This is a genomic window from Collinsella aerofaciens, from assembly GCF_040915545.1.
Lineage (GTDB): Bacteria > Actinomycetota > Coriobacteriia > Coriobacteriales > Coriobacteriaceae > Collinsella > Collinsella aerofaciens_BE.
Window position 1 is genome coordinate 1 of record NZ_JBCPDH010000051.1, and the last position, 6,723, is coordinate 6,723.

Below are 6,723 nucleotides of genomic sequence, written 5' to 3' on the forward strand. Positions count from 1 at the left end.
GAGCTATTTCCGCGTTGCGCTAGCTGCGGAAACGCGGGGTCCGTTCAGGCTGTTGCGTTGAGATTGAAAATCAACCTCTCCATACCCCTCTACAAAAACCTGTACCTTTTTGTGCAACAAAAAAAGCCGCTCAACCAGCGGCTTTTCTTATTTGGGCATGAAAAAAGGCGACCGCCCTATGTGGACGGTCGCCTTTGTTAATTGTTGTGAAGCTTGCCTTAGGCGCGAGTCTTGATCTCCTCCAGCACCTTGGCAACAAACTCGTCGACGCTCATCTGAACGGTCTCGTTGGAGCGATCGCGGACGGAGATGTTGCCGGCCTCGACCTCCTTCTCGCCCAGGATGAGCATGTAGGGCACGCGGTCGATGCTGCGGGCCTCGCGGATCTTGTAGCCGATCTTCTCGTCGCGATCGTCGCAGACCACGCGAATGCCGGCCTCCTCCAGCTTGGCGCACACCTCGTGGGCGTAGTCGCGGCTCTTCTCGGAAACCGGAAGTGCCTTGACCTGCACGGGAGCCAGCCAAGTGGGGAACTTGCCTGCAAAGTGCTCAATCAGAATGCCGATGAAGCGCTCGATGGAGCCAAAGCACACGCGATGCAGCATGATGGGGCGCTTCTTGGTGCCGTCGGCGTCCACGTACTCCAGATCAAAGTTGAGCGGCATCTGGAAGTCGAGCTGCACGGTACCGCACTGCCAGGTACGGCCGAGCGAATCCTCCAGGTGGAAGTCGATCTTGGGACCGTAGAAGGCGCCGTCGCCCTCGTTGACCTCGTAGTCCATGTGCAGCTGCTCCAGAGCGGTGCGCAGGCCCTCCTCGGCGCGCGCCCAGTCCTCGTCCGAACCCATGGAGTCCTCGGGGCGGGTGGAAAGCTCAACGTGATACTTAAAGCCAAACTTTTGGTACACGGAGTCGATGAGGTTGACCACGCCCACTATCTCGTCGGTCAGCTGGTCGGGACGCACAAACAGGTGGGCGTCGTCCTGGTTAAAGCAACGCACGCGGAACAGGCCGTGCAGGGCGCCGCGCAGCTCGTGGCGGTGCACCAGGCCAATCTCGCCGGCGCGAATGGGCAGCTCGCGGTAGGAGTGCGGCTTGGAGGCGTACACCAGCACGCCGCCCGGGCAGTTCATGGGCTTAATGCAGTACTCTTCGTCGTCAATAACGGTGGAATACATGTTGTCCTTGTAGTGGTCCCAGTGGCCCGAGGTCTTCCACAGCTGCTTGTTCATGATGAGCGGCGTGGAGATCTCCACGTAGCCGGCCTTGTGGTGGATCTCGCGCCAGTAGTCCAGCAGCGTGTTCTTAAGGATCATGCCGTTGGGCAGGAAGAACGGGAAGCCGGGGGCCTCGTCGCGCATCATAAAGAGGTCCATCTCGCGGCCGATCTTGCGGTGGTCGCGCTTCTTGGCCTCCTCCAGCATGTGCATGTGCTCGTCGAGCTCTTCCTTGGAGGCAAAGGCGACGCCGTTGATGCGGGTGAGCATCTTGTTGTCCTTGTCGCCCTTCCAGTAGGCGCCCGAGACGCCGGTGAGCTTAAAGGCCTTCAGCGCCTTGGTGTAGCAGATGTGGGGGCCGACGCACATGTCGATGTAGTCGCCCTGCTGGTAGAAGGTAATGCGGGCGTCGTCGTCCAGGTCGCCGATGTGCTCGACCTTGTACTTCTCGCCGCGCTCCTCCATAAGGGCGATCGCCTCGGCGCGGGGCTTCTCGTACACGGTAAACTTGAGGTTCTCCTTGACGATCTTTTTCATCTCGGCCTCGATCGCGGGGAAGTCGTCCTCGCTGATCTTGACGCCCTCGGGCAGGTCGACGTCGTAGTAAAAGCCGTTGTCGGTCGCGGGACCGTAGGCAAAGTCGGCCTGGGGGTACAGGCGCTTGATGGCCTGCGCCATGATGTGCGCGGCAGAGTGGCGGATGACGTGCGTGACCTCGTCCTGCGGGAGCTCGGCCACCGAACCGTCATTGTAGAGTGCCTTCATGGGTATGTTTTCTCCTCTCGGATGCCTGATGCAAGTGCGTGCGATGCGCTCGGCGTTTTTGACTTGCATCATTATAGGCAGGTTGCCTTGGTATACAAGCGCCCGCCGCACCTTAATGGCACGGCGGGCGATTTTCTACGCATGCTTCATCGTGTGGGGGGCGGGGTGCGTGCGGCTTGCGCGTGACGCGCGGTGCCCGTGGCTTACGGCCGACCCGGCGATGGATGCGTTACTGGATGCGAGTTCGGCAGTAGGGGCAGACCTTCCAGTGCGCGTCGAGCGGGCGATGGCAGCTGGGGCACACGTTGCGAACTTGGGTGTCGCACACGGGGCAGACGACAAAGTCCTTCTCGATGGGGGCGCCGCACTGCGGGCAGGTGCCGTACTGGGCAAGCTGGCGCTCACGCAGGGCCATGTCCAGCTCCTGCTCCTCGCGGTCGGCCGCGTAGGAGTGCGGGCGCAGGACCAGGTAGGCGATGAGGCCCACAAACGGGATGAGGGCGATGATGCCCCATGCCACGTAGGCGCTGGCACCGCGGCGGCGAGCGTCGATGAACACATAGACGACCGACAGCACATACAGGGCGATGATAAAGCCAACGAAGGCATAGACGACGCCCATAAGCTGCGGCGACATGAGCTCGGAGATGTACTTGGACATTACGGGTACCTTTCGGAATATTAACAGTACGGTCAAGTTTACCACGGGGTTTGTTTATATGGGACCACGGCTAGGGGCGGGGCTGACGCGGACACAAACATCTCAATCTGAAACAGGTGGGAGCGAAATCCGGTCCTAGATGTTACGGATCGAGACAAACGGAGGACCCGCCAGGCTAACGTCTCAATCTGTAACATCTGGGACCCAAACCCTCGTCTAACTGTTACAGATCGAGACGAACGGTTGCCGTAGTTGTCAGCAGACGAGGTTGTCAACGTTACAGGGTCTCCCCTCGCCTGCCGTTGGCGGGTGTTGCGGGGCTGTTCGCCGCATTGCCGCCGCGCTGAATGTGTGCACACCGTAGGATAGTCTTATTGACATCCTGTCAACTTGTCTTGGAGGCACCATGGCAGAAACGTTTGATATCGCAATTGTGGGCGCGGGCATTACCGGGTGCGCCATCGCGCGACAGCTCGCTCGCTATGACCTGTCCATTTGCGTGGTCGAGGCAGCAAACGATATTGCGCTGGGCGCATCGAAGGCCAACGGCGGCCTGGTGCACGCCGGCTACGATCCGGCGCCGGGCACGGTAAAGGCGCAGGTCAACGCCCGTGGCTGTGAACTGTACGGTACGTGGGCCCAGGAGCTGGGCTTTCCGTTCTGCCGCACCGGGTCGATGGTGTTGGGCTTTAACGACGAGGACCGCGCGCTTCTGGAGCAGCTGCGCAGCAACGGCCATGTCAACGGTGTGCCCGAGCTGTCGATCGTCGGACCCGACCGCATCCACGAACTTGAGCCGCGCGCCAGTGCCGATGCAACGTGCGCGTTGTGGTGCCCCTCGACTGGGTTTGTCGACCCGTTTGAGGTTGCCATCGCCGCGCTGGAGAACGCCGTGGCCAACGGGGTGACGTTTATGCGGTCTGCGCCAGTGGAGGCCATAGAAGTTGCCGGCTCGGATGACGGAGCCGCGCGCTTTACGCTGGCGACCCCCGCTGGCAACGTGCGCTGCCGCTACCTGATCAATGCCGCGGGCAACGGCGCCGCGGACATCTCGCATATGGCCGGTGCCGAGGAGTTTCAGATGGTCTGGCGTCAGGGCAACATCGTGGTGCTGGACAAGGAGCCGCGCGCGCTCATGCCGCTCTACCCCGTGCCGACGCCGGTGTCGAAGGGCGTTATCGTGACGGGCACCGTGCACGGCAACACCGTGATTACCGCCACGGCCGTCGAGCGCGAACCCGGCGACACGCAGACCTATGCGAGCGATGTCAACGCACTGCTGAGCGGCGCGCGAAAGCTGGTGCCCGATCTGGATACGCGTCGCGTGGTGCGCGCATTTGCCGGCGGGCGTCCGGTCATTCAGGGAACGAACGACTTCTTTATTGGACAGTCGGCCGTGGTGCCGGGGCTTTTCCAGGCGGCGGGCATTCAGTCGCCGGGCGTGGCGAGCGCGCCGGCCATTGCCGAGCGCATGGAGCTTGTGATGCGTGAGGCAGGCGTGGAGCTGCACGAGCGGGCGGACTGGAACCCAATTCGCCGCACGCCGGACGACTTTGACCGCGCACCGCTGGCGCGCAAGGAGGAGCTGATCGAGTCCGATCCCGCGTGGGGCCAGATTGTCTGCCGCTGCGAGACGGTGCCCGAGGCCGAGATTGTGGCCGCGATCCGACGCCAACCGGGCGCAGTTTCGGTCGAGGGCGTCAAGCGCCGCTGTCGTGCCGGCATGGGTCGGTGCCAAAGCGGCTTTTGCCAGAGCCGTGTGGTGGCGATTCTTGCCCGAGAGCTGGACTGCAACCCCAGCGAGGTGCTGTTGGAGGATGCCGGTTCTTGGCTGGTCGAGGGACCGCTAAAGGGGGTGCGCTAAGATGGCGAAATTCAAATCGAGCGCGATTGATTGCAGCGTCGTCGAAGCCGTACAAACGCAAGCCTTCGACGTGGTCGTTATCGGCGGCGGACCTGCCGGCATGGCGGCCGCGCTGGCCGCGCATAAGGCAGGCGCACGCGTGGCCATCGTGGAGCGCGAGCGGCACTTGGGCGGCATCCTGCGCCAGTGCATCCACCCCGGCTTTGGACTGTCGCACTTTAAACAGGAACTCACCGGTCCCGAGTACGCGCAGCGCTTTATCGACCAGGTGCACGCAACCGACATTGCGCTGTTCCTGAACAGCATGGTGATTGGGATTGATTCAGGCGAGCCTACGGAAGACACCGCGGTCCATACCGTCACGCTCATGAGCCCCGCCGGCATGTTGCAACTCACCGGACGCGCGGTCGTCCTTGCCATGGGTTGCCGCGAGCGCACCCGCAGCGAGATCAAGATCCCCGGCAGCCGTCCCGCCGGCGTGTTTACAGCCGGCTTGGCGCAGCGATACATCAATATCGAGAACCTCAAACCCGGCTCGCACGCCGTCATTTTGGGCTCGGGCGACATCGGGCTGATCATGGCGCGCCGCTGCACGCTCGAGGGGATTTCGGTCGAGGGCATGTACGAGCTCATGCCGTACGCCAACGGCCTGCGCCGCAACGTAAAGAACTGCCTGGACGATTTTGGCATTCCACTGCATCTGTCGACCACGGTCACGCGTGTGATCGGGCACGACCGCGTGGAGGCCGTCGAGGTCAGCCAAGTAGACGAGCGCCTAGCGCCCATTCCGGGTACCGAGCGCATTGTTCCGTGCGACACGCTGCTGCTATCGGTGGGCTTGATTCCCGAGAACGAGCTTTCGGTTGCCGCGGGCGTGGAGCTGGACCCCCGCACGCGCGGCGCCGTGGTGGACCAGAGCCTGCAGACGGGCGTGCCGGGCATCTTTGCCTGCGGAAACGTGCTGCACGTGCACGACCTGGCCGACAACGTGACGACCGAGTCCGAGAGGGCTGGCGCAGCTGCAGCGGCGTACGCGCTGGGGACAGGCGCGGGCACCGTTCCGGACTGCGAGCTCACGATCTCCCCTGCCGGCATCGCGGGCTACGCGCTGCCGGGACGCATTACGGCTGTGGCACTCACCAAGCTCAATTTCCGCGTGCGCCGGCCAGTCGATGCCGCCTGCGTGAGGATCTTAGCCGACGGCGAGGAACTGTTCGCCGGCAAGGTCCGCGCGTTTAAGCCGAGCGTTATGGAAAGCTTCCCGCTGCCGGCAAAGGTGATTCAACGCGCACTCGACCTGGGTGCCAGCGAGATTGTCCTGTCCGTCAATCCCATCGAGGAGGCATAGACTATGAGCGATAACGTGATCGAAACGCTGCAGTTCAACTGCACGACCTGCCCATCCGAATGCCTCCTGACCGTAGAGGTGGAGCGCGACGTCAATGGCGCCGTGGTGGAAGTGCGATCCGTGGTCGGCAACAACTGCCCGCGCGGCGATAAGTTCGCACATCAGGAGCTCACCTGCCCCATGCGCGTGCTCACCACCACCGTAGCGGTATCCGGCGGCGACGAAGCCCTACTCCCCGTCCGCACGGTCGAGGCAATCCCACTCGAACTCCACGTCCAAGCCATGAACCTCATCCGAGGCCTAGTCGTCAACGCCCCCATCCGCATGGGCGACGTCGTGCTGGAAGACCTCCTCGACACCAACATCAACCTCATCGCCAGCATGGACATCGACCCAGTTTAAGCAGCTAATTTAGGACTCGGCTCTTTTAACTACCCCGCCATCCACCCCGCCCCTCCTCAATTGCGGTGAAATAGTTCCTGATTTCCGCCAAAACCCCGGCATCCAGGAACTATTCCACCGCAACTATCCTTGGAATCGGTATATAGCTTGTGCCCACTTTAGTGCCATTTCAAAACTATGCTGGATTACGGGGCTGATTCGGAGACCCCCATCCATACCGGCAATTTTCGATTTTTGATAAGCCGTCTACCTGCGGTTTTAATTTCGCGATTCTTCTCATGGTCAAGTAATACAGGTCCAGCCCCGTAATCCACCATACTTTAGAAACCAGCCCATTTAGGACGGGCCTCTTATGACTCCTTTTGTCTGCATGCTTGCCGGGCCGACTATGCCAAGGAGTGTCCCGGGGTGCCGGCATAGACGATATGAGCAGGACATAAAAACATTGAGAGCCCCTGCTGCATGA

At 61.8% G+C, this 6,723-nt stretch carries 6 protein-coding genes; 4 read left to right on the forward strand and 2 right to left on the reverse strand.

Going from position 1 to position 6,723, the window contains the following annotated elements:
* The coding region (locus AB5202_RS09695) for a hypothetical protein (RefSeq protein ID WP_368144621.1) at window positions 1-201 on the forward strand (201 nt) is incomplete at its 5' end.
* A gap of 17 nt (window positions 202-218) precedes the next feature.
* Here the strand turns inward: AB5202_RS09695 and thrS are convergent.
* Window positions 219-1,982, reverse strand: coding sequence for a threonine--tRNA ligase (gene thrS, locus AB5202_RS09700; RefSeq protein WP_368144622.1), 1,764 nt, complete (start codon window positions 1,980-1,982; stop codon window positions 219-221).
* A gap of 229 nt (window positions 1,983-2,211) precedes the next feature.
* On the reverse strand, window positions 2,212-2,643 hold the full coding sequence (locus AB5202_RS09705; RefSeq protein ID WP_035138069.1) for a double zinc ribbon domain-containing protein: 432 nt from the start codon (window positions 2,641-2,643) through the stop codon (window positions 2,212-2,214).
* A gap of 406 nt (window positions 2,644-3,049) precedes the next feature.
* Here AB5202_RS09705 and AB5202_RS09710 point away from each other — a divergent pair, with 406 nt between their 5' ends.
* The 3 genes from AB5202_RS09710 to AB5202_RS09720 are packed head-to-tail and all read left to right on the forward strand — an operon-like array spanning window position 3,050 to window position 6,257.
* Window positions 3,050-4,507: an NAD(P)/FAD-dependent oxidoreductase gene (locus tag AB5202_RS09710; protein ID WP_368144623.1), complete on the forward strand. Its 1,458-nt coding sequence runs from the start codon at window positions 3,050-3,052 to the stop codon at window positions 4,505-4,507.
* A 1-nt stretch (window position 4,508) separates the two neighbouring features.
* A complete protein-coding gene (locus tag AB5202_RS09715; protein ID WP_368144624.1) occupies window positions 4,509-5,855 on the forward strand; it encodes an NAD(P)/FAD-dependent oxidoreductase in 1,347 nt (448 codons plus the stop codon).
* 3 nt (window positions 5,856-5,858) lie between these two features.
* Window positions 5,859-6,257: a DUF1667 domain-containing protein gene (locus tag AB5202_RS09720; RefSeq protein WP_368144626.1), complete on the forward strand. Its 399-nt coding sequence runs from the start codon at window positions 5,859-5,861 to the stop codon at window positions 6,255-6,257.
* Window positions 6,258-6,723 lie beyond the last annotated feature (466 nt).

Coding starts and splice junctions, on each gene's coding strand:
- AB5202_RS09705 (WP_035138069.1), bottom strand. CDS start 2,643: ATGTCCAAGTACATCTCCGAGCTCATGTCGCCGCAGCTTATGGGCGTC.
- AB5202_RS09720 (WP_368144626.1), top strand. CDS start 5,859: ATGAGCGATAACGTGATCGAAACGCTGCAGTTCAACTGCACGACCTGC.
- thrS (WP_368144622.1), bottom strand. CDS start 1,982: ATGAAGGCACTCTACAATGACGGTTCGGTGGCCGAGCTCCCGCAGGAC.
- AB5202_RS09715 (WP_368144624.1), top strand. CDS start 4,509: ATGGCGAAATTCAAATCGAGCGCGATTGATTGCAGCGTCGTCGAAGCC.
- AB5202_RS09710 (WP_368144623.1), top strand. CDS start 3,050: ATGGCAGAAACGTTTGATATCGCAATTGTGGGCGCGGGCATTACCGGG.